The organism is Pseudaquidulcibacter saccharophilus, from assembly GCF_019455445.1.
Taxonomy (GTDB): Bacteria; Pseudomonadota; Alphaproteobacteria; order Caulobacterales; family Aquidulcibacteraceae; genus Pseudaquidulcibacter; species Pseudaquidulcibacter saccharophilus.
In genome coordinates this window covers 1-21,208 of record NZ_JAHWUS010000003.1, presented here as the reverse complement: position 1 = coordinate 21,208, position 21,208 = coordinate 1, and the positions used below count along the sequence as shown (strand labels likewise).

Genomic DNA, 21,208 nt, shown 5'->3' with positions numbered 1-21,208 from the left:
TCATTCTCAATAGCGCCAGTGTAAATTGATAATGTTTCGCAATAGTTTTTACATGGGCCAACTTAAACTAAAAAAAGAGGGCAATAATGCCCTCTTGTATTTCTAGCGTTATTCAAAGATATAATTATGCTTCCAATGCCTTAACACCAGGAAGCTCTTTACCTTCCATCCACTCAAGAAAAGCACCGCCCGCAGTTGAAATAAAGCTTAGATCATCTGCAACACCTGCATGGTTCATTGCTGAAACGGTGTCACCGCCACCAGCAACCACAATTACATTGCCGCTTTTTGCAAGTTTAGCAGCAGCTTTTGCCGCCTCAACTGTTGCCATATCAAATGGTGCAGTTTCAAATGCGCCCAATGGACCATTCCAGATAATGGTTTTTGATTCCGCCATTACAGCCTCTAATGCTTTTACGCTTTCTGGGCCGGCGTCTAAAATCATTTCGTCGGCTTTAGTATCGTTTGGTGTTGTCGTGCGGGTTGGTGGATTAACCGCAAACTCTTTTGAAACCACAACATCAACCGGAAGCACGATTTTGCACCCTGCCTTGTCAGCCGCCGCCATAATGTCACGCGCTTTATCAAGCAAATCTTTTTCGCAAAGCGATTTACCTACATCAATACCTTGTGCGGCAAGGAATGTGTTTGCCATGCCACCACCAATTGCCAAGGCATCAACCTTGGTCACCAGATTTTCAAGAAGATCGATTTTTGATGAAACCTTTGCCCCGCCAACAATCGCAAGTACAGGGCGAACAGGATTGCCAAGCGCCTTGTCCAAATGGTCAAGCTCGCGCGCCATGCTTTCGCCTGCAAATGATGGAAGAAGCTTTGCAACGCCTTCGGTCGATACGTGGGCGCGGTGCGCCGCAGAAAATGCGTCATTCACATAAAAATCACCTAATGCCGCAACTTGTTTGGCCAGTTCAGGGTCATTCTTTTCTTCGCCTTCGTAGAAACGGGTGTTTTCAAGAAGAACCACAGAACCTTCATCAACGCCGTCAATTGCCGCCTTGGCTTCGTCACCAAATAGAACAGGAACAAAAGTAACATTCGCAGCCAATAATTCACTCAGAGCAGGAACCAACTGGCCCAATGACATTTCAGGAACAACTTTACCTTTTGGGCGCCCAAAGTGTGAAAGCAAAATAACTTTTGCGCCATTATTTTTAAGCGCTGCAATAGTTGGCAATGCCGCCTGAAGACGTGTGTCATCAGTAACAACGCCATCTTTCATTGGAACGTTAAAATCAACACGAACCAATACGCGCTTGTTGGTAATATCTTGTTTGAATAAATCTGAAAGACGTTTGAAAGCCATTTTTTCCACCATATTAAGTTAAATACAAAAATGGCGGCCCGAAGACCGCCATTCGAAATTCAAGATATTACAATGCAGCCAATGCAACCGCAGTGTCAGACATACGAGTAGAGAAGCCCCACTCATTGTCATACCAAGTAAGAATACGAACCAAAGTTCCTTCCATTACTTTTGTTTGGTCAAGGTGGAAGATTGAAGAACGGTCATCATGGTTGAAATCGCAAGAAACATTTGGCTCTTTGGTATAACCAAGAACGCCCTTAAGTGGACCATCAGCCGCAGCGATAATCGCATTATTGATTTCTTCAACAGTGGTAGCACGTGCAGCATTAAAGCAAAGGTCAACCACAGATACGTTAGGAGTAGGAACGCGGATTGCCACGCCGTCCAATTTACCTTTTAGTTCAGGAAGAACCAAACCAACCGCTTTTGCAGCACCAGTTGATGTTGGAATCATTGAAAGTGCCGCAGCGCGTGCGCGGTAAAGATCTTTGTGCATAGTGTCCAAAGTAGGTTGGTCACCAGTGTAAGAGTGAATGGTGGTCATAAAACCATTTGTAATGCCAACAGTATCATTCAATACTTTTGCAACAGGGCTTAGGCAGTTTGTGGTGCAAGATGCGTTTGAAACAACAACGTCATCTTTGGTCAATGTGCCGTGGTTTACACCGTAAACGATGGTTTTATCAGCGCCGTCAGCAGGTGCAGAAACCAATACTTTACGTGCGCCAGCGTTAAGGTGTGCTGAGGCTTTTTCTTTTGAAGTAAAAATACCAGTGCATTCCATTGCAACGTCAACACCAAGATCTTTCCAAGGAAGGTTGTTTGGATCACGCTCCGCGGTAACTTTGATTTTTTTGCCGTTGATTACGATGCAATCGCCATCAACAGAAACATCGGCATTCAATTTGCCATGAACTGAGTCGTATTTTAACAAATGCGCGTTAGTAGCTGCAGGACCAAGGTCATTAATACCAACAACTTCAATGTCGGTGCGGTTATGTTCAATCATTGAACGCAATACCAAACGACCAATCCGCCCGAAACCATTGATTGCAACTTTAACAGTCATGGCAATACTCCTTTTTATAATTTGCCTTGTGTAAATCTGGGTTTAAATATTCGGCTTTGGATATAGACAAATGCAATTAGATTAACAAGCAAAAATAAACGCAATTCACAAGGTTTACGCAATCAAAATCATAGCATTTAAACAGATTTCAGTGTCCCCCCTTCGATTCTTAGCAATTTTGTTATAAAGGGGCATAAATTCTTTTCAAAAATCAAACAGGTTCAAAATGGCAGGACATAGTAAGTTTAAAAATATCATGCACAGAAAAGGCAAACAGGATGCCGTACGTGCAAAAATGTTTACAAAAATCGCACGCGAAATCACTTCGGCAGCAAAGCAAGGTTCGCCTGATCCGGCTATGAACCCACGCCTTAGACTTGCGGTGCAAAACGCGCGATCTCAATCAATGCCGAAAGATCGTATCGAACGCGCAATCCAACAAGCAGCGGCGGCCGGCGGTGATGACTATAAAAATGTCCGTTACGAAGGCTTTGGTCCTGGTGGCGTTGGCATCATTGTCGAAACACTAACCGATAATTTGAATCGTACCGCGGGCAATCTTCGTTCATACTTTGCAAAAATGGGCGGCAACCTTGGCACAACCAATTCGGTTACTTCTGGTTTTGACCGCGTTGGCGAAATTCGCTTTGCGGCAACTGTGGCATCAGAAGATGATATGATGGAAGCGGCATTAGAAGCAGGTGCGGACGACGTTTCATTTGATGAAGATGGTCACCTTATCACCTGCACATTTGAAAGCCTTTCAGAAGTTTCCAACACCTTGGCACAAAAATATGGCGACCCTGAAAATGCTGGTGTTGTTTGGCGTCCGCATGCAAGTATCGAAGTTACTGGTGATGCAGGTAAAACCCTTATGAAATTGCTTGAAACCCTTGAAGATGACGACGATGTTCAAGATGTATTCGGCAATTACGAACTTGACGAAAGCCTTGCAGAATAAGAGACTTTCCCAAAATAGCAGCAAAATGCACAAATAAATTATCCCAATTCACGAACTTGATTGCACTTTTCATCACAAGGTTTAAAGAATGAATTCATGTTGGGAATCAGGGTCTTCAAAAGATTCGGGTCGGGATAAACGGAAATAATATATGTCACAAGATTTAATTGGTTATTCCAAACTTACGCAGAATGCGCTTAGAGGTGTTGTTAAAGAAGCCCTTAAAATGTCTATCAATGGGCTGCCTGGTGATCACCATTTTTATATTAGCTTTAAAACCCAATATAAGGGTGTTGGACTTGCTAATTATTTGGTGCAAAAATACCCTGATGAAATGACAATAGTCCTTCAGCTTCAGTTTGATGACCTTGAAGTTGCCGATGATTATTTTGCCGTTACTTTGCATTTCGGTGGCGTGCCACAAAGAATCGTTGTGCCATATGTGGCAATTACCCGCTTCTATGATCCATACGCACGCTTTGCATTGCCGTTTGATGTGGTTGATGACTTATCTGATGAAGATGATTTGAATGACTTTGACCCACTTGAGGCAGAAGTTGAAGAAACCATCGCAACAGAAAAAGCCGACAAGGCCGCAGACGTTGTAAGCCTTGATGCATTCAGACGTAAAAAATAATTTCATTTAGAACGCCATAAAAAACCCCGCCAAAAACAATCTGGCGGGGTTTTTTGTTGTTATTATTGTCTTCTAACCAAATACTTTAAAGCGTGCTTCGTCATCCATAAAGGCTTTTTCGCCAAATGGTGCCTCGTTTGAACCGAATGGCATTTGTGCACGTAATTTCCAAGATGCAGGAATACCCCAAGTTTGCGCAATTTCATTGTCAATTAATGGATTGTAGTGTTGAAGGCTTGCACCAATATTTGCATCTGAAAGCGCAGTCCAAACCGATAATTGCGCCATACCGCTTGCTTGTTCCGACCAGATTGGGAAGTTATCAGCATAAGCAGCGAAATTTTCTTGAAGACCTTTTACAACATCCATGTCTTCATAGAAAAGAATTGTACCAATACCGGCGGCAAAGCTATTCAACTTGCCTTCCGTTGCAGGGAACGCATCTTCTGGTACGATTTTTTTCAATGTTTCTTTGGCAATATTCCAAACCTTATCGCTTTCGGCGCCAAACAAAATTACAACACGTGAACTTTGAGAGTTAAAAGAAGATGGCGAATGCTTTACCGCTTCTTTAATCAATGCCTCAATTTCTGTTTTTGGCAAAGCGACATTTTTGCCAAGTGCATATTGGGTTCTGCGTTTTTTAATTGATTCAAGATGTTGATTTGTCACGATATTTTCCTTTTCACAAACAACTCAAGAGACCTATGCCCCTCTTTGATGTTGCGAAGTTAGTCTGAAAATAATCGTTTATCAATCAACCAAACCGCATATTTGATATACAAAAAGGTTTGCAATCGATAATGAGTGAAACAATTTAATAATTAAGATGCAGGTTTGTAAAACTGGCGGCTCCTGAGGGACTCGAACCCACTACCCTTCGTTTAGGAAACGAATGCTCTGTCCTGATGAGCTAAGGAGCCAACCAATTGCCCTTATAATTAAATTAAGCGCCCTTGGAAGGGGTTTTGCGCATATAGTTTGGTATTTGCTTTATAAATTCTTCAAAGCGAATGAAAAATAGGAAATTTATATTATCCGTAAAATTGATGCCTTAAATTATTCCTTTAGATTCCTGTAAACAGGAGACGGCAATGGATTTTGCGCAAATCGAACTTTTAAACAATTTATTCAAGGCAGATTTGATTATTGATGACGCTGCAAGCGCATGTGGCAAATCCGCAAAAGAGCTTCAGGCAGAAATCCACAAGATTGAAAGAAAACTTGGGGCCGAGCTTTTTATTGCCACAAATAACGGTCACTATAACCTTAGCCCGATTGGCGAAAACGTAAAAGAAATTATTGATCGCATTAATTTTGAGCTTAGGAATATTGCCAATTATACCGCCCACTTAAATACTTCGGGTCGTGGTACAATTCGCGTTGGCACAACACATAATCAGGCGCGGCACATAATTCCCGTGGTTTACCGCCAATTTGAAGAAGAATATCCCGATGTAACACTTGAATTTATCCAAGACACGCCGGCCAACATCAAAACCGCAATTACAGAAGGCAAGATTGATATTGCCATTGCCACAGAGGCACTAGAAACCGACAGCGAAATTATAACCCTACCCTGCTTTAAATGGCATCATTTGGTTATTGCGCCCAAGGGGCATGAGATTTTAACGACCAATTTGCCGACTATATATGACATTGCGAAATATCCGATTGTTACCTATGCCGAAGGTTTGACAGGGCGACCGCAAATTGATGCCGCATTCAATAGCGAAGATATTGAACCATATATAAGGTTTGCAGCACTCGATGCCGATATTATCAAAAGTTATGTATCGCTTGGGGTTGGGGTTGGTATCATTTCCGAAACTGCATTGCTTGAAAATGAGGCCTTTGAATTTGAAGTTTTAAAAGATTCGCGCCTTTTATTCCCGCAATCTATTACCAAACTTGCTTTGCGGCGCTCATCCTTCATATCTGAACATTTGGGCTATTTCATAAACCTTTTATCACCGCTGTTACAGGTTAATCCGAAACGTGGGCTTTTAAGAGTGAATGACTTTTATGATAAAAATGTCAGCCTGTTTAAATTCGAAAATTCAATATTAAATTTCAAACAATGGAATTTAAGGGGCGGTTATTAAACAGTACCTTCGATTGTCGGAATTTCGGTCGAAAAATCGGCAATAATCGCCCTACCACCCCAATGTTTTACAAATTTAATCATGTCATCCGTGCTTATGGTCGTGGTGGCATCATTCAAAAGTGGGTGGAAGTTGATAAGCGGATTTTTAAAAATATTCTTGTCAAGAATAAGTGTAAGGTTCTTTTCAACATTATTGGCAAGCGCAAAAAGACAGACCGACCCCGGACGCACACCCAAAAGCTCATATAGCTTTTCTTCCGAACCAAATGAAAGCCGTGCACAGCCAACCGCCTTATGAACATGATTCATTTTGATTTGGGTTTCACCCAAAGCACAAATCAGAAAGAATGCGCCATCCTTATCTTTTAAAAACAGGTTTTTGGAATGACCGCCGGGAATGGATTTTTTAATATCCTCCCCTTCATCAACTGTAAAAACCGCACGGTGATGGGTGGTTTTATGATTTATTCCAAGATTATCGAGGAGGGCGAATAATTCTTCACGTGTTACTTTTTGCTTGTCCATAAGGCTTTTAAGCAAAGTAGATGTAATTTTTCAATAAAAGATTCAGTCAATCTGCCAAAACCCTCTTGCACTTTTTTTCCAAATCCACCATAAGCCCTCCACCCAATGACTTTCACAGTCATTTCGCATCTTTGATGTAACAGGATGCGGGTGTAGCTCAGGGGTAGAGCGCCACCTTGCCAAGGTGGATGTCGTGAGTTCGAATCTCATCACCCGCTCCATTTATTTATCTTAAAACTTGGAAAATGTTGTTTACGAATTACTTCGTGAACTCACGTTTTTTTGTTTGCTCTTCGCCTTGTTCGAAAAGTCTTACAACTTTTCGAGGCTCATCGATGAGTTCGAATCTCATCACCCGCTCCATTTATTTATCTTAAAACTTGGAAAAATGCTGTTACGAATTACTTCGTGAACTCACGTTTTTTTTTGATCTTCGCCTTGTTCAAAAAATCTTACAACTTTCTTATTCTATTTTGCTAAAAACAAATGGCTGCCGCTTTTGTATAAAACATAGGCCGCAACACAGAATATCAAAATCGCAAAAATCCGGTTTAGGGTATCTTTTTGTTTTCCAAGCTTGGTTGATAGTTTCATCCCCAAAAAGCCACCTGCTACACCCCCTAGAATCATTTCACCGGCAATTGGCCAATCAACCATGCCGTCAAATGCATAATTTATTGCGGTCGCAAGGCCAAATGTCCCCACCGCCATAAGAGATGTACCAACCGCATTAATGGTCGGCATTCGGGTTGCAAATATAAGCGCGGGAACAATTAAAAAGCCACCGCCAATACCAAAGAAACCAGAAGCAAAACCCGCGCCCAACGCAACCAACGCAGTTTTTATGCACATTTTGGCATCCACGCCACATGCTTCACCACCAAAATCTTTTCTTGGCCTAAGCATTAATACGCCTACTATAACCATGATGAAGCCAAATAAAAACATAAGTAACTGGCCATTTAATGCTTTACCAAGGCTTGATCCTGCAAAAGCGCCAATAATGCCAATGATTGCAAAAACCGCGGCACAACGCCACCACACATTCCCTTTTCTGGCATGCCCAATTAGGTTGGCATAAGCATTTGCAGATACTGCAAGTGCACCGGTTCCAATTGCGATATGGGGCTGGGAAACACCAACCACATAAAGCAGCAAAGGCGTTGCCAAAATGGATCCACCGCCGCCAATCAAACCCAGTGTAAAACCTATAAGACCGCCGGATAACAATGCGCTAATTGTTTGGTACATAATTTTATTCTTTTCTATTAAAATAGATTTACAGGCAGCTTTAGATAAACAGTTCCATTATCGTCCGGTTTGGGAAAATTGCCCGCCCTCATATTTACTTGCACCGATGGCAAGATAAGACGCGGCATCCCAAGTGTTTCATCACGCGCCCTTCGCATTGCCACAAACTCATCTTCGCTTATTGCATCATTGACGTGAATATTGCTTGCGCGTTCATCGGCAATCGTACTTAGATATTCAATATCGCGCCCATTTGGCCCATAGTCATGACACATATAAAGCGTCATTTCAGGTGGTAAGCTCAATAACTTTTTGATTGATTTAAACAATATTTTTGCATCACCGCCCGGAAAATCAGCACGTGCAGTACCTTGGTCTGGCATAAAAATTGTATCGCCAACAAATGCAGAATTTCCAATAATATGCGTCATGCACGCAGGAGTATGACCTGGCGTTGCAATTGCCACGGCATCCATATCACCAATTTTATAGGTCTCATTATCTTTAAACAAATAGTCAAACTGACTACCATCAAGTGCAAAATCAGTCCCCGCATTGAACGCCTTGCCAAATACATTTTGAACAATTGTTACATTTTCACCAATTGCAATTTTGCCGCCAAGTTTTGACTTTAAATATGGCGCGGCGGATAAATGGTCGGCATGGACATGGGTTTCAATAATCCATTCAACCATTAAAGAATTGGATGTAACATAATTAATTATTTCATCCGCTGCTTCAAAACTGGTGCGACCAGATGGTGCATCAAAATTTAAGACACTGTCGATTATCGCACAAGAATTGGTATTTGGGTCTTTGACAACATAACTGAATGTATTTGTGTCTTGGTCAAAGAACTTTTTAACTACTGGTGTTATGCCCATATTAATTTTCATTGCGTTGCCCTGTTATGTTTATATATGCTAATATTCTTATATATAGATTTGGCAAATATATTCAAGATACGCAATGGGTTTATTTTAAACACATGAAAATTAAATTTCAGAGATTGTAGCAAGCAGCAATTTTATAGTTTTCAATAAAGATATTACATAAAATTATCTGAAAATCCACAAGTATACTTAAAGGCGTAAATGCTATATTACCCGCAATATTTTGCATTAAAACCCCGTAACATAAGCATTTTATTCAAATTACCACATGGTAATAAGGGTTTTATAAACTATAAATTAATAGATAACGCCTAGCAATAACATCATCTTAACGCCCCCAATATTCTGGCGACAAAAAATAAAAATTTCAAAGGTCCCCCCATGCTTGATTTCGTTCATAAAAAACTATCAATAATGCAAAAAATTATATTGATTGCGGTGGTTTTGCTTATGCCTATGGCTTTGATGTCTTATCAATTCATATCGAAAGTGAATGCAGATATTGATTTTAGCGCAAAAGAATTAAAGGGGACAAATTACCTTAAAACTGTTTGGCCAAATATGTATATGGCATCAATAAACAAGCCAGGCGAACTTACCAACGAATTCACAACCGCTAGTGAAAAATTCGACTCCGATATGAATTCTTCCGACGCGGCAAAAGCATTGAAAGATGCGATAACTCAAGATGCAGCAACTCGTCTTGATGCAACACTTGCCTTGATTTCAAAAATCTCGGACGGCTCCAACCTTACTTTGGATCCAGATTTAGATTCATATTATGTGATGGACGTGATTGCATTTAAAATGCCAAGCTTTGTTAGCGCGGCAAACAAACTTGATGCATTGATTAAAACAGTTGACCAAAGGGCAGACCGTTCATTTGCTGAGGGTGCAGAAATTGTAAAGGCAAAAGCCAATGTTGACACCGCGTATAGTGCATTAATGGGTTCTTTGGATTCTGCTATTGCTGCGAATAAAGATGGTAGTCTTGGAAAAAACCTAAATGGCCTTAAAAAAGATGTTGAAGCCAAAATGGCAATTCTTGATAAGAATGCAAAAATTAGCGTTGATGATATTGGTGCCGGTAATGTTGTTAACAACGCATCGCAAATCAACCAATCAATGATAGGCGTACAAGAATCCGCAAACAATCTTTGGGTTAAATCTGCCGATGAACTTTCTCGCCTATTAGAAATCCGAATTAAAGGCAAATATAATGAAGAAATCCGCAATTTCGCGATTGTTGGAATATTGTTGCTTTTGGCTGCTGGTCTAGCGGTTTGGGTTTCACGCGGCCTTACATCACGCATTTCTGATATTGCCGACTGTTTGCAACGTCTTAAAAACAATGAAACACAATTCAAAGTTCCGCATACCGATGACCGCAATGAAATCGGACAGATGGCGAATGTTGCCGAAGTTCTTCAAAGAAGCCTTGATGAAGCGAATAAGATGCGCACACGCCAAGCAACTTTAGAGGCACAAAGCGCAACAGAACGCCGCAATGCCGTCTTGAACATGGCGGATTCATTTGAGCGCAGTGTTATGGATGCCATCGAAGCAGTAGCAGCCGCATCCAACGAGCTTGAGGCATCTTCAAAAACCCTTCTCTATTCTGCCGATAGTGTCGCTCTAAATGCAGAGGCGGCAACCCGTGCAACCGATGCCTCTTCAAGCAATATTCAAACTGTTGCGGCGGCTTCAGAAGAACTTGCGGCATCAATCAATACAATTGCATCACAGGCAAGCCATGCCGCTCAAATCGCTGAACAAGGCCAAGAGCACGCGCTGGCATCAACTGAAAAAGTTCAAGAATTATTGCACGCTGCGGAACGAATTGGTTCGGTGGTGCAGTTAATTACCGAAATTGCCAACCAAACCAACCTTCTTGCCCTAAATGCCACCATTGAAGCCTCGCGCGCAGGCGAAGCGGGCCGTGGATTTGCTGTGGTTGCATCAGAAGTTAAAAACCTTGCAGAGCAAACAGCAAAAGCAACCGATGACATTCGCAATAATATTGATGCAATTACCGGTTCAACCCGCGAAGCAGTAACAACCATTACCAATGTCGCAGATACTATAAAAGAAATGAACCATGTTTCAGCGGAAATTGCCCATGCCATTGAGCAACAAAAGCTAGCGGTTGATGAAATTTCTGGGCGTACCAGTGAGGTTGCCGCTAATGCAGCCGAATCTGCGACCGCGGTCGGCGCTGTTTTAGGGTCATCACAAGAAACCGGATTAACCGCGCGCCAATCACTAGAAGCAACGTCAGAGCTTGCAAAACAAGCCGATAATTTACGTAACTCTGCCAATAGCTTTATACGCAATATACGCGCGGGATAGAAATCTTATAATTCATTATTCTGGCAAGGGGATGAATTCATTTTCGTCCCCTTTTGGCAATTTCATACGCCCTTGTTTCCAATCCTCTTTCGCTTGTTCAAGGCGTTCATTGGTTGATGCAACAAAATTCCAAAACATAAATCTTTTGCCCACTGGCTCGCCGCCTAAAATCATTATTGTGGCATCGGTTGTAGCCTTAATATCGATTGCCTCGTTCCCACTTAAAACCGCCATTTGCCCGGCAATAAGGGCTTGTCCCAAAACCTCAACAGCACCTCTGGCAACAAAAACCGCACGTTCGGAATATTGATTGGAGATTGTATGACGTCCACCATTTTTCATTTCAAGATGAACGTAAAAGAGTGGGGAGTGAGTCTTTACTTTTGCACTCATACCATCAATTGCGCCCGCAATTAACCGCCCTTTTATACCGTCATCCGACCAATGCGGTAAATCATCACCTTCGTGGTGATAGAATGCGGGATTAGTTTCTTCAAACTCATTAGGGAGGGCAACCCATGCCTGTATCCCAAACATATTGGCACCATTGGTGCGGGCATATTCAAACCTCTCGGAATGTGTAATTCCAGAACCCGCAACCATCCAATTAACTTCGCCGGGTTTGATTTCTTGGTGGAAACCCAAGCTATCACGATGTGTCATTGCCCCATCGTACAAATAAGTTACGGTTGACAAGCCAATATGAGGATGAGGACGCACATCAAGGCTTTTAGGTATGCCTGCATCCAAATACACTGGCCCCATTTGATCAAAGAAAATAAACGGCCCAACCATCCGCCGCTTTTGAAATGGCAAAACCCGACCAACCTCAAACCCGCCACCCAAATCATGTGTGCGTTTATCGATAATTAATTCTATTGGCATTTTACCCTCTCTGATAGTAATTATAGATTCTTATTTTTACATGCGGTTTTAGACATAATGATTAAAAGTATCACATATTTCTTGGCATTATTTTGCGCTATAATTCCAAATTTGGCAAATTCACAAACGCCGAATATAAACGAGAATAAATTTGGTGACCTTTATAATTCCCAAAACCTCAACTATTTTTATAAATCATTAAATAATAAAAAACCAATTCATATTTTATGGCTAGGCGATAGTCATACTGCATCTGATTTTATAAGTGGTGGCGTGCGCGATGCATTACAGATAGAATTAGGAAATGCTGGAAGGGGGTTTATTGATGGCGGCATTCCATACAAAGGCTTTAGCCCTCAGCATGTACAAATTACCACAGAGCCTGAATTAAAAACACTGAAATCATTCCCATTAAGCAAAAGCGATGGCGGACCATTCGGTCTGGGTGGGTATAGAGCCGTACAATCAGACAAAGAAACCTATAAAATTATTTTTGAGCATAATTATGATAATTTTGCCATTTGCTCACGCGCATTACTAATGAAAGACAATGTAGTTTTAAAAGCTGCAAAACCTGAAAATGACCATATTACGTGCGCAAAGATGCAGTTTAACTCCCGTTCAAGTGCTGGGGCTGATTTGGTAATAAATGGCTCTAAAAAGTTTGATATTGAAATTGCCTCAATCGGCGTATGGAACAATCATAGTGGTGTTGTACTTTCATCATTTGGTGTCCCTGGTTCGACCTTAAAAGACTTGGCGGCACGTGACGATATATCAATAAAAAACCAAATTGCGGTTTTGCCACCATCATTAATCATCCTTGCTTATGGCACTAATGAAGGCTTTTCCGATAGTTTCAACGCCGATGAATATAAGAATTTATTGGCAGACCAAATTAAAAGATTTAAAGCACTTGCGCCCCATGCCGATATATTGCTTATGACTGCGCCTGACGCTAACAAAGCGGCACTAAATCGTGGTGAAGATGTTTCTTGCAAAGCCTTGCCACCAGAGTTAGTGGCAAAATACCCGCAAATAAATCATGATGAATTGGGGGCTGGATATTATATTCCGCCCAATCTTGCCAAAGTTCGAAACGCACAAATTGAATTCGCAAAATCAATGAATATTGCTTATTGGGACTGGCATAATGCAATGGGTGGGGATTGTTCTGCGGCAAATCTTAGCCTGTTGGAAAATCGCGAAATTGCAGGTGATAGAGTACATTTCACCAAAATTGGTGGAACTAAAATTGGGCAAAAGCTTGCAGATGATATTCTTTCAGCAATAAAATATAGGCTGCGACATTAAAACCTGAATATGCATCTTCCAAATCGCACAATTATAACTAAGATAGCGATATGGAAAACAAGTTTAAAACCCCAAAGACATCTTCGCTTATTGCCAATGATATTAAATTAAAAATCATTCGCGGCGAATTAAAGCCAGGCGATTTTTTACCACCTGAAACCCAATTAATGGTCGAATTGGGGATTTCGCGCCCAACTCTGCGCGAGGCATTTCGTATTCTTGAAGAGCAAAGACTGGTTGAAATTACGCGCGGTTCAAGGTCTGGCGCACGAATATTAACACCAAATATTGATATTATAAGCGAAGATATTGGCTCGTATCTGCAATATCAAAAAACCAATAATGCCGATATTTATTATTCACGCCTTGGATTTGAACCCTTTATTGTTGAGCAATTGGCGGGACTACAAGACAAAAGCTTTACCAAAATTTTGCGCCAAAAGTGCGAGAATTTAAAAACCTCGATTGATCGTGGCGATTATCGTAATTACCCAAAGATTATGGCGCAATTCCATTTTGCTTTGGCGCAATCTTATGGCAATAAAACCCTAGAGGCCATAAGCCATATTATTACCGATTTGGTTTTAAATCATCAAATCGCTTTCCAAGCACGGGTTAATCAATCACCCGAAACCATGCGTAAGAGATTTCTCGCCGGTTACAAATCGTGCCTAAAACTTGTCAGTTTTATTGAAACTTCGGATGCAAATGCGGCAACCGAACATTGGAAGCTTCACCTAACCAACGTCACATCTGGCTGGGCCATTCGTGACGAAGGTATTAGGGTTTTTGAAAACTTCCAAAATTAGGATTTTCACCATTTAATATTTTTCATCAGCCTCTAGTTCGCGCGCCTCATTTTCCAGCATGATTGGAACACCGTCACGGATTGGGTATGCAAGGCGTGCGGATTTTGAGATTAACTCCTGCCGCTCTTTATTATAAATAAGGCGGGTACGATTTAATGGGCAAACCAAAACTTCAAGCAATTTAGGGTCAATTTCAGACATCTTTAGACCTTATGAAAATAATATTGTTGATAAACGACGACGACCAGTTTTTGTCAATTCGCTTTGTGGGCCAAGGGCATCAAATATCTTTAACAATAAATGACGCGCGGCCTTTTCATTCCAATCAAGATCAACTTTCATAATCTCAAAAATTGCTTCAACCGCACTTTCAAAATCGCCATGTTTAATATGCGCTTTGGCAAGGTTAAATTTTGCCATTAAATTTTCTGGATTTTCACGCGCTTCATTCTTTGCAGCATCCAGCTCTGGGGCATCAACTACTTCGGCGGCAATATTCATAAGACCCTTGACCGCAATGACATCAGAATCATTGGCGTCTTTTGGGTCAATCATTGCAAGCGTTTCTTTGGCAAATGCAAAATCATCGCCCTTTAAATATACGCGTGCCATACCTGCAAGTGCTTTAGGGTTTTTGGAATCAACTTGTAAGATTTGCGCATAAGATTGTGCCGCACCGCCAATATCACCCAAAGCCATGCTTTCAGCCGCTGATGCCAACATTTTTTCTATTGCATCGCCACCGCCAGCACCAACATGTTTTTCAACAAATGCCTTAACTTGGCTTTCCGGCAATGCACCCATAAAGCCATCAACAGGCTGTCCATCTTTAAATGCAAACACCGCAGGAATAGATTGCACCCGAAGCTGCCCTGAAAAATGTGGGTTTTCGTCAACATTGATTTTAACAAGTTTCACCTTGCCATTAAATGACTTTACCACACGTTCAATCGCTGGCCCCAAAGTACGGCATGGGCCACACCACGGCGCCCAAAAGTCAACCAAAACAAGATTTGCTTTTGATGCCTCAATAACGTCTTGAACAAAAGTGGCATCGGTTGAATCTTTTACTATGTCGGTGGTCATCTGTCCCTCACATTTATGCGAATTAACTAATATAGCAATTTAGTTATTAATTATATGGTTTCAAGATATGATTACAATTGCGCTTTTGTTTTACCTAATTGCGCTTCACGTAGCGTAATGTAAAGAGTTGAACCAATAACAATTACCGCACCAATCACACTATATTTATCTGGAACTTCTTTGAAAAACAAATAGCCAAGCAAAACTGAAAGCGGCAAGCGCACATAATCCATAATCGAAAGTAAAGTTACATCCCCAACATTTAGACCGCGCACATAAAATAATTGTGACCCTGTGCCAAACAATCCCATCAAAAGTAAAAGCCCCATTTGTGGCAAGGTTGGAATAACTGGGTCAAAAGCAATGAATGGTAAACCAGCCAAGGTCGTAAAAATATTCACCCATAACACAAGCGATAAAGGCGAATGGTCCTTGGTTAACTCTTTGATGGTTATGATTGAAAGTGCAAAAGTAAAGGCAGAAAGAATTGCCACAAGCGAGGCAAAATCCATTTGTGCCGATGGTCTTGTCATTATCAAAACCCCGACAAAACCGATAATTGTTGCGGTAATCCTGCGCCATGCAACTTTTTCATGTAAAACAAAAAATGCCAAAACCGTTATGAATAATGCGCGTGAAAAGCTTATGGCCTGGGCGTGGGCAATGGGTAAATGGGCAAAGGCATAAAAACTTGAGAATAAGGCAATTGTCGTAAACAATGAACGCATCAAAACCGGAACTGGCCTTTTCACCACCCATGCGTCTTTGTTACCAAATGCCATTGGCAAAATTACTAAAAGCCCTGCAAGAGAACGCCAAAATATCATCATCGATAATGAAACTTTATCGCCCAAAATGTGCAGTAACACCGACATAAATACGAATGAAACCGCCGACAGAAGCCCCCACAAAGCCCCCTGCATATTTGGCGACAAAGAAATTTTATTCATTAAAATTGCCAATTCTTATTATGGTTTTGCCCTGATTGTCTTTGCCTTTTATATGATTAAGCGCGTCAATTGCGTCATGGAAATCAAAGACCTTGTCTATATTGGGCGTTATGGTCCCACTTTTCAACCAGCTAAAAATAATTTCGAGATCTTTCTGATGTTGTTCAGGAAATTTTTGTGCGTACGAAGTATAAAAAACCCCAATAATTTCACAAGCTTTTACCAATGCAAGATTAAGCGGCATGGTTGGAATGCCCGATGTAAACCCCACCACCAAAAAGCGCCCGCCCCAATTTATGCACCGCAATGCCGCCTCGGCATAAACGCCGCCAATGGTATCAAAGATTAAATCAGGCTTTTTATCGCCCAATTTTTCTTTGAAATAATCACGGGCAATTTTCTTGTTTTCATCATTATTTTCAAGACGTGGGGTTACAAAACCCCAATCAGCACCCGCCTTAATCGCAATCTGCAATTTTTCATCCGAACTTGCCGTCGCAATAACTTTAAGCCCTAATGCTTTGGCAATCTTTATTGCGGCAAGGCCAGTGGCCCCCGCCGCACCCGTTACAAGTATGGTTTCACCTGATTGCGCCCTGCCCTTATGCAAAATACCGAAATATGCCGTACCATAATTAATGCTTGTTGCGGCAGCGGTCGCAAAATCAATATCATTTGGCATCTTATAGCAATCAACAGCTTTGGCGATTGCATATTCAGCAAGCCCACCATGTGTCATTTCGACAAAAACGGCTTCCCCTGTTTTAAAATTCTTTACGCCTTCGCCAATGGCCGAAATAACGCCAGAAACTTCACCACAAGGGGCAAATGGCCGCATTGCTTTGAATTGATATTTATCTTCGATGATTAAAGTATCGCGGAAATTTACACCAACCGCCATGACCTTTATTTGCACCTCACCGGTCTTAGGGTTTGGGGGTTCAATATCCATCCATTCCAAAGCATCAGGTGGCGAAATTTTATTACAGATAAGGGCTTTCATATAAGTTTTGAACAATAATCCGCCACCATAGTCAATTATTTTTTGGCAATTACCTATTTAGGCAAATCATCTATTCGACATCAAAATTATAACGTGGCGCATCTTTTGGTTGGCTTGAATGGGTAAAGTGCCACCATTCTTCGGAATAATTGGCAAACCCTTGTGCAGCCATTAAATCAACCAATATCTTGCGGTTTTTGGCTGCTTCCCCTGTAACAATCGGGTTAAAAGTATTGGCCGCAGTATTAAAGCAATCAAACGGGGTTCCAAAATCAAGTGACTTTAAATCTGGGCGGCTATTACACGCATAATATTGGCGATTTGTATCTTGGGATGGCTTAAGTGGGGCAAGCCCTAAATCAGTGGTAAAACCACGTGAGTGATTGGATTTATCAGCAATATAACCCTTTTCAATCAATAAATTCCGCGGAATATCGGCATAATATGCAAGATTAGTTTCAGTTCCACCATTCACCCAGCGAACAAAATTATCAACCGCCTTTTGTGGCCTAAAGCAATCATAAATTATCAGACTATAACCTTGCTTTTTTGCCTCAGCCTGCACCTTTTTAAGCGCCAGTGCCGCAGGCTTTTTCAAAATACATTCACCCTTTTTGTAGCCATCAACCACACCGCCAGTGAAATTGTTTGTGGTTGAATAACGCATATCTTGGATAATGCTTGGATCAATTGCACTAAGCCTTACAAAATCGTCTGATAATTTGGGTTTGGATGCATCAATTGTTGCACATGATGACAATAGCAAAATTGAAAATATCGCCGAAAATCCCGATAGCTTTAGAAAATTAATGCGCATTTTAACCCCATTTTGAAATCATACTTTAACATTTATTTTGTTTACAACAATTATGATTACGTTAAAAATCACGTTTTAAAATAATTTGCTATAAATATAATCAAGTTGGGAGAGTTTTTTTGTTTAGCGTTTTTGACATTTTCAAAATCGGCATTGGCCCATCATCATCGCACACCACTGGTCCGATGCGGATTGCGAAAAGGGTATTAATCGATGCCGATGAAAAGGGGCTCTTGGCGAATTGTGATAATGTTATTGTTGAACTACAAGGTTCACTAGCGCTTACAGGAATTGGGCACGCCACCGACAAGGCAAGTATTTGGGGATTGATGGGATTTGAGCCAGAAACCATCGATTGTGAGCTTGCGTCACGAATGCTTGCCGAAACAATCGAAACCAAGAAAATCAAGCTACTTGGCAAATATGAAATTGCTTTCGACACAAAAAAACATGTTGATTTACGCGGTGACATTATCCCGGAAATCCACCCCAATGGTATGGCAATCAAACTTTTTAAAGGCGATAATCTTTTACTTGAACAAGTATTTTACTCAACCGGTGGCGGCTTTATCGCAAGCCGTGAGCAATTATCACGACCGTTATCCAACGATATTGTGAAACGCAGGAAAAAGACACCATTTGAATTCACATCGGCCACCGAACTTTTGAAACTATGCAAAAAACATAATCTTAACATTTTTGATTTGGCATTGAAAAACGAAGATTCACTGCGCCCGCGCGAAAGAACCGAGGCACATCTGCGTGATGTCTGGGCGGCAATGAATTCATCCATCGAACGCGGCCTTCACACCAAGGGGATTTTACCTGGTGGCCTTAATGTTAAACGCCGTGCCTCAGTATTGTTTGAAAGCCTCAATGCCACACCGGCACAGGATCTTGAGCGTTTATTCGACTGGCTAAACGTCTATGCTATGGCAGTGAACGAAGAAAACGCCGTGGGCGGCAAGGTTGTGACCGCGCCAACCAATGGTGCATCGGGTCTTATACCCGCGTTGATTAAATATTATTGCGCGAACGAAGGTTTTACGGACGCCGATTGCCTACCTAATGGCAAAATTGGTAAGTTTCTTTTGGTGGCGGGATCAATTGGCATTATCTATAAACAGCGCGCATCGTTATCGGGTGCTGAAATGGGTTGCCAAGGTGAGGTTGGGGTCGCCTGCTCTATGGGTGCGGCAGGGCTTTGCGCGATTTGGGGCGGAAGCGCCACTCAAATTGAACATGCCGCCGAAATTGCGATGGAGCATAATCTTGGTCTAACCTGTGACCCTGTTGGTGGGTTGGTGCAAATACCTTGCATTGAACGTAACGCAATTGGTGCTGTAAAGGCCGCCAATTCAGCAAGACTTGCATTAATGAGCGATGGCGAACACAAAGTAACCCTTGATCAAGTAATCGAAACCATGCGCCAAACCGGCCTTGATATGTCGTCAAAATATAAAGAGACATCTTTGGGTGGCTTGGCGGTGAATGTGGTGGAGTGTTAGATTTATTAAATCGCCACCCTCCTCGCTTCGCTCGTCACTCAGCGATTGGGTAACTTAATTAAAGTTTGCATGGTCAAGCTTGGTGGTAAGTTAGTTCGCGTTACTCCATCTCACTTGTATTCATCTTATTCGTGAATATATTTGATGAATGCCCCATAAAATAATTAATTTTGATAATTCTTATATAAACCTGCCTGAGATATTTTATGCGCCGGCCGAACCCACGCAGGTTCGCGGGGCAAGTCTAGTGCGGTTTAATCACGCGCTTGCAGATTTTTTGAATATTGATATCGCCGATGTGTCCAATCATGCAATTGCAGAACTCTTTAGCGGCAACATCGTTCCAAACGGTGCAGAGCCGATTGCACAGGCTTATGGTGGGCATCAATTTGGGCATTTTAACATATTGGGTGATGGGCGTGCGATATTACTCGGTGAAACCATTGCCAAAGACAATCAGCGCTATGATATTCAGCTAAAAGGCGCAGGGCAAACCGCCTTTTCACGCAATGGTGACGGCAGGGCAGCATTAGGACCAGTCCTACGTGAATATCTCGTTAGCGAATTTATGAATGCCCTTAATATCCCCACAACACGTGCTTTATGCTTTGTAAAAAGTGGGGAGAAGGTTCAGCGTGAAACCGCATTAGACGGCGCAATCCTTACACGAATTGCTAAAAGCCATATTCGTTTTGGAACATTCCAATATATTGCCGCAATGGGTAATGAGGCGGATTTAAAAACCCTCGCTGATTATGTGATTAATCGTCATTTTTCAAACATTGAAAATGCCAAAAATAAATACCTTGAATTACTAAAAGAAATTACCAAGGCACACGCAAAATTGGTCGCAAATTGGATGAGCATTGGTTTTATTCATGGGGTGATGAATACTGATAATGCCAGTATTTGCGGCATAACAATCGACTATGGCCCATGTGCATTCATGGATAATTATAATCCGCAACAGGTTTATAGTTTTATCGATAAACGTGGTCGTTACCGGTATGAAAACCAACCAAATATCACCCAATGGAATCTCGCCCGCCTTGCCGAGAGCCTTTTGCCGTTGATTGATAACGATAGCGACAAGGCAATTGCCATTGCCGAACAAGTTATAATTGACTTTATGGATATTTATAAAAATGAATATTATTCATTGATGCGCGCTAAATTAGGGCTTCAAAAACACCTAAGCGGTGATGATGAATTGGTTGATGGCTTTTTGGATTATCTGTCTGAAAACAATCTTGATTTTACCAACAGCTTTCGTGATTTAAGTAAAAAAATCAATGAAGAGCCATATAATGATTGGTATGCCAATTGGCAAAAAAGATTATGCCAGGAGAATAATGATAAAGAGAAAATTATAAAAATCCTAAACCAAACCAATCCAGCAATTATAATGCGTAATCACAATATTGAACGCGCAATTAATGCCGCCTATCAATTGGGTGATTATACATTATTCAATGAAATGCTTTTGGCATCCCAAGCACCATTTGAGGCAAAGCCAGAATACGAATATTTAACCAAACCACCACGCGAAAATGAAATTGTTCAGAATACATTTTGTGGAACGTAATTTGAATTAAGAACTTTAGAAAAGAAATCTTTACAAAACAAAACCCCAGTCGATTGACTGGGGTTTTTTAAATTAGATTGTATAATCTACTATTCGATTACAGAAGCAACAACGCCCGCGCCAACGGTACGT

The 21,208-nt window shown here is 41.4% G+C and carries 20 protein-coding genes and 2 tRNA genes; 9 read left to right on the top strand and 13 right to left on the bottom strand.

Annotated features, from left to right (window positions below):
• Positions 1–124: 124 nt before the first annotated feature.
• Together KXV15_RS08680 and gap are read right to left on the bottom strand one after the other, a co-directional pair.
• A complete protein-coding gene (locus KXV15_RS08680; RefSeq protein ID WP_240007794.1) occupies positions 125–1,324 on the bottom strand; it encodes a phosphoglycerate kinase in 1,200 nt (399 codons plus the stop codon).
• A gap of 67 nt (positions 1,325–1,391) precedes the next feature.
• Complete coding sequence (gap, locus tag KXV15_RS08675) at positions 1,392–2,396, bottom strand: type I glyceraldehyde-3-phosphate dehydrogenase (protein WP_240007793.1); 1,005 nt, start codon at positions 2,394–2,396, stop codon at positions 1,392–1,394.
• A gap of 226 nt (positions 2,397–2,622) precedes the next feature.
• Between gap and KXV15_RS08670 the strand changes: the two genes are divergently transcribed.
• Entirely contained in the window at positions 2,623–3,357 is a 735-nt protein-coding gene (locus KXV15_RS08670) for a YebC/PmpR family DNA-binding transcriptional regulator (protein ID WP_240007792.1), read from the top strand.
• A 151-nt stretch (positions 3,358–3,508) separates the two neighbouring features.
• Positions 3,509–3,994 (top strand): SspB family protein, encoded by a 486-nt coding sequence (locus KXV15_RS08665; protein ID WP_240007791.1) that lies wholly within the window; start codon positions 3,509–3,511, stop codon positions 3,992–3,994.
• Positions 3,995–4,066: 72 nt separating this feature from the next.
• Here KXV15_RS08665 and KXV15_RS08660 read toward each other — a convergent pair whose 3' ends face one another.
• Together KXV15_RS08660 and KXV15_RS08655 are read right to left on the bottom strand one after the other, a co-directional pair.
• Entirely contained in the window at positions 4,067–4,666 is a 600-nt protein-coding gene (locus tag KXV15_RS08660; RefSeq protein WP_240007790.1) for a nitroreductase family protein, read from the bottom strand.
• A gap of 174 nt (positions 4,667–4,840) precedes the next feature.
• A tRNA-Arg gene (locus KXV15_RS08655) sits at positions 4,841–4,917 on the bottom strand.
• A 171-nt stretch (positions 4,918–5,088) separates the two neighbouring features.
• On the opposite strand from KXV15_RS08655, the gene KXV15_RS08650 reads away from it, so the two are divergent.
• A complete protein-coding gene (locus KXV15_RS08650) occupies positions 5,089–6,099 on the top strand; it encodes a LysR substrate-binding domain-containing protein (protein WP_240007789.1) in 1,011 nt (336 codons plus the stop codon).
• On the opposite strand, the gene KXV15_RS08645 is transcribed toward KXV15_RS08650, so the two are convergent.
• Entirely contained in the window at positions 6,096–6,626 is a 531-nt protein-coding gene (locus KXV15_RS08645; RefSeq protein WP_240007788.1) for a prolyl-tRNA synthetase associated domain-containing protein, read from the bottom strand. The genes KXV15_RS08650 and KXV15_RS08645 overlap by 4 nt on opposite strands.
• Before the next feature lie 146 nt (positions 6,627–6,772).
• On the opposite strand from KXV15_RS08645, the gene KXV15_RS08640 reads away from it, so the two are divergent.
• Positions 6,773–6,847 (top strand) — tRNA-Gly (locus KXV15_RS08640).
• A 247-nt stretch (positions 6,848–7,094) separates the two neighbouring features.
• On the opposite strand, the gene KXV15_RS08635 is transcribed toward KXV15_RS08640, so the two are convergent.
• Positions 7,095–7,877, bottom strand: coding sequence for a sulfite exporter TauE/SafE family protein (locus KXV15_RS08635; RefSeq protein ID WP_240007787.1), 783 nt, complete (start codon positions 7,875–7,877; stop codon positions 7,095–7,097).
• Positions 7,878–7,894: 17 nt separating this feature from the next.
• Entirely contained in the window at positions 7,895–8,773 is an 879-nt protein-coding gene (locus KXV15_RS08630; RefSeq protein WP_240007786.1) for an MBL fold metallo-hydrolase, read from the bottom strand.
• A gap of 378 nt (positions 8,774–9,151) precedes the next feature.
• On the opposite strand from KXV15_RS08630, the gene KXV15_RS08625 reads away from it, so the two are divergent.
• Complete coding sequence (locus KXV15_RS08625) at positions 9,152–11,119, top strand: methyl-accepting chemotaxis protein (RefSeq protein WP_240007785.1); 1,968 nt, start codon at positions 9,152–9,154, stop codon at positions 11,117–11,119.
• 15 nt (positions 11,120–11,134) lie between these two features.
• On the opposite strand, the gene KXV15_RS08620 is transcribed toward KXV15_RS08625, so the two are convergent.
• Positions 11,135–12,004 (bottom strand): pirin family protein, encoded by an 870-nt coding sequence (locus KXV15_RS08620; RefSeq protein WP_240007784.1) that lies wholly within the window; start codon positions 12,002–12,004, stop codon positions 11,135–11,137.
• 111 nt (positions 12,005–12,115) lie between these two features.
• Between KXV15_RS08620 and KXV15_RS08615 the strand changes: the two genes are divergently transcribed.
• Both KXV15_RS08615 and KXV15_RS08610 read left to right on the top strand, forming a co-directional pair.
• On the top strand, positions 12,116–13,318 hold the full coding sequence (locus KXV15_RS08615; protein WP_240007783.1) for an SGNH/GDSL hydrolase family protein: 1,203 nt from the start codon (positions 12,116–12,118) through the stop codon (positions 13,316–13,318).
• Positions 13,319–13,368: 50 nt separating this feature from the next.
• On the top strand, positions 13,369–14,127 hold the full coding sequence (locus KXV15_RS08610) for a FadR/GntR family transcriptional regulator (protein ID WP_240007782.1): 759 nt from the start codon (positions 13,369–13,371) through the stop codon (positions 14,125–14,127).
• 12 nt (positions 14,128–14,139) lie between these two features.
• Here the strand turns inward: KXV15_RS08610 and KXV15_RS08605 are convergent, their stop codons facing one another.
• The 5 genes from KXV15_RS08605 to KXV15_RS08585 form a co-directional block, all read right to left on the bottom strand.
• Positions 14,140–14,328 (bottom strand): Trm112 family protein, encoded by a 189-nt coding sequence (locus KXV15_RS08605; protein ID WP_240007781.1) that lies wholly within the window; start codon positions 14,326–14,328, stop codon positions 14,140–14,142.
• A gap of 9 nt (positions 14,329–14,337) precedes the next feature.
• Entirely contained in the window at positions 14,338–15,213 is an 876-nt protein-coding gene (gene trxA, locus KXV15_RS08600; RefSeq protein ID WP_240007780.1) for a thioredoxin, read from the bottom strand.
• A 71-nt stretch (positions 15,214–15,284) separates the two neighbouring features.
• On the bottom strand, positions 15,285–16,163 hold the full coding sequence (locus KXV15_RS08595) for a DMT family transporter (RefSeq protein ID WP_240007779.1): 879 nt from the start codon (positions 16,161–16,163) through the stop codon (positions 15,285–15,287).
• Positions 16,156–17,181 (bottom strand): NADPH:quinone oxidoreductase family protein, encoded by a 1,026-nt coding sequence (locus KXV15_RS08590; protein ID WP_240007778.1) that lies wholly within the window; start codon positions 17,179–17,181, stop codon positions 16,156–16,158. The genes KXV15_RS08595 and KXV15_RS08590 overlap by 8 nt, the downstream gene beginning before the upstream one ends.
• Before the next feature lie 55 nt (positions 17,182–17,236).
• Positions 17,237–17,983 carry a M15 family metallopeptidase gene (locus KXV15_RS08585; protein ID WP_240007777.1) on the bottom strand — a complete coding sequence of 249 codons (747 nt, stop codon included), beginning with the start codon at positions 17,981–17,983 and terminating at the stop codon, positions 17,237–17,239.
• 119 nt (positions 17,984–18,102) lie between these two features.
• On the opposite strand from KXV15_RS08585, the gene KXV15_RS08580 reads away from it, so the two are divergent.
• Both KXV15_RS08580 and KXV15_RS08575 read left to right on the top strand, forming a co-directional pair.
• Positions 18,103–19,491 (top strand): L-serine ammonia-lyase, encoded by a 1,389-nt coding sequence (locus KXV15_RS08580; protein ID WP_240007776.1) that lies wholly within the window; start codon positions 18,103–18,105, stop codon positions 19,489–19,491.
• Between the two features lie 148 nt (positions 19,492–19,639).
• Positions 19,640–21,076 (top strand): protein adenylyltransferase SelO, encoded by a 1,437-nt coding sequence (locus KXV15_RS08575; RefSeq protein ID WP_240007775.1) that lies wholly within the window; start codon positions 19,640–19,642, stop codon positions 21,074–21,076.
• The last annotated feature ends 132 nt before the right edge of the window (positions 21,077–21,208 follow it).

Excerpts from the sequence above, each read along its gene's own strand:
- KXV15_RS08680 (WP_240007794.1), bottom strand. The coding sequence starts at position 1,324 with ATGGCTTTCAAACGTCTTTCAGATTTATTCAAACAAGATATTACCAAC.
- gap (WP_240007793.1), bottom strand. The coding sequence starts at position 2,396 with ATGACTGTTAAAGTTGCAATCAATGGTTTCGGGCGGATTGGTCGTTTG.
- KXV15_RS08670 (WP_240007792.1), top strand. The coding sequence starts at position 2,623 with ATGGCAGGACATAGTAAGTTTAAAAATATCATGCACAGAAAAGGCAAA.
- KXV15_RS08665 (WP_240007791.1), top strand. The coding sequence starts at position 3,509 with ATGTCACAAGATTTAATTGGTTATTCCAAACTTACGCAGAATGCGCTT.
- KXV15_RS08650 (WP_240007789.1), top strand. The coding sequence starts at position 5,089 with ATGGATTTTGCGCAAATCGAACTTTTAAACAATTTATTCAAGGCAGAT.
- KXV15_RS08645 (WP_240007788.1), bottom strand. The coding sequence starts at position 6,626 with ATGGACAAGCAAAAAGTAACACGTGAAGAATTATTCGCCCTCCTCGAT.
- KXV15_RS08635 (WP_240007787.1), bottom strand. The coding sequence starts at position 7,877 with ATGTACCAAACAATTAGCGCATTGTTATCCGGCGGTCTTATAGGTTTT.
- KXV15_RS08630 (WP_240007786.1), bottom strand. The coding sequence starts at position 8,773 with ATGAAAATTAATATGGGCATAACACCAGTAGTTAAAAAGTTCTTTGAC.
- KXV15_RS08625 (WP_240007785.1), top strand. The coding sequence starts at position 9,152 with ATGCTTGATTTCGTTCATAAAAAACTATCAATAATGCAAAAAATTATA.
- KXV15_RS08620 (WP_240007784.1), bottom strand. The coding sequence starts at position 12,004 with ATGCCAATAGAATTAATTATCGATAAACGCACACATGATTTGGGTGGC.
- KXV15_RS08610 (WP_240007782.1), top strand. The coding sequence starts at position 13,369 with ATGGAAAACAAGTTTAAAACCCCAAAGACATCTTCGCTTATTGCCAAT.
- KXV15_RS08605 (WP_240007781.1), bottom strand. The coding sequence starts at position 14,328 with ATGTCTGAAATTGACCCTAAATTGCTTGAAGTTTTGGTTTGCCCATTA.
- trxA (WP_240007780.1), bottom strand. The coding sequence starts at position 15,213 with ATGACCACCGACATAGTAAAAGATTCAACCGATGCCACTTTTGTTCAA.
- KXV15_RS08595 (WP_240007779.1), bottom strand. The coding sequence starts at position 16,163 with ATGAATAAAATTTCTTTGTCGCCAAATATGCAGGGGGCTTTGTGGGGG.
- KXV15_RS08585 (WP_240007777.1), bottom strand. The coding sequence starts at position 17,983 with ATGCGCATTAATTTTCTAAAGCTATCGGGATTTTCGGCGATATTTTCA.
- KXV15_RS08575 (WP_240007775.1), top strand. The coding sequence starts at position 19,640 with ATGCCCCATAAAATAATTAATTTTGATAATTCTTATATAAACCTGCCT.